General features: G+C 49.8%; 1 protein-coding gene. It reads left to right on the top strand.

Annotation, left to right across the window (positions count from 1 at the left end):
- Positions 1 to 811: M4 family metallopeptidase (locus R8O11_RS26560; RefSeq protein ID WP_318194786.1), on the top strand; the 811-nt coding region annotated here is incomplete at both ends.

The following is an 811-nucleotide window of genomic DNA, read 5'->3' as shown; positions in this document are numbered from 1 at the left end:
AATGAAGCGTTTTCGGATATGGCTGGCGAAGCAGCAGAGTTCTATTCCCGAGGTTCAAACGATTGGAAAGTCGGATTTGATATTCGTAAGTCTCCAACTGGCGCATTACGTTACATGGACAACCCTCCGTTAGACGGACGCTCGATTGACCACGCGTCTCAATATGTCAGTGGTATGGATGTTCATTACTCTAGTGGTGTGTTTAACAAGGCGTTTTATCTGTTAGCCGTCGATTATGATTGGGGCACCGAAAACACCTTCAAGGCATTTGCCCACGCGAACCAAAACTATTGGACACCAAGCGCGACGTTTGATTCAGCTGCCGCTGGCGTATTGGCGGCGGCGCAAGACTTAAGCTTACCTGCGAGTGATGTGACGGCGGCTTTTGCCCAAGTTGGCGTGTCGACGGATGGTGGTGTCGTTGAACCACCTTCAAGCGCTTGTGATGCTGTGTCGTTGAGTAATGGGACATCAAGCAATATCGAATCTGCTTCGACAGGGCAGTGGCACTGCTTCACTATTGATGTGCCAGCAAACGGTTCAGACTTAACCATCACGACCGCAGGTTCAAATGGGGATGCCGACCTCTACGTAAAGTTGGGCAGTGCGCCAAGTTTGTCAAACTACGATTGTCGCTCTATCAGCTCGAATAGTAACGAAGTGTGCAGTTTTGCTACGCCAAGTGAAGGGACGTGGCATATTGGGGTTTACGCGTATAGCGGTATCAGTAACGTGAGTGTAACCGCGAGTTATACAGAACAAGAAGCCCCACCACCTTCTGGCGGAGTGACAACACAATCCATCAACAATG

This window comes from Vibrio sp. 1288 (assembly GCF_033344475.1).
This window is presented reverse-complemented; position numbering and strand designations above follow the sequence as displayed.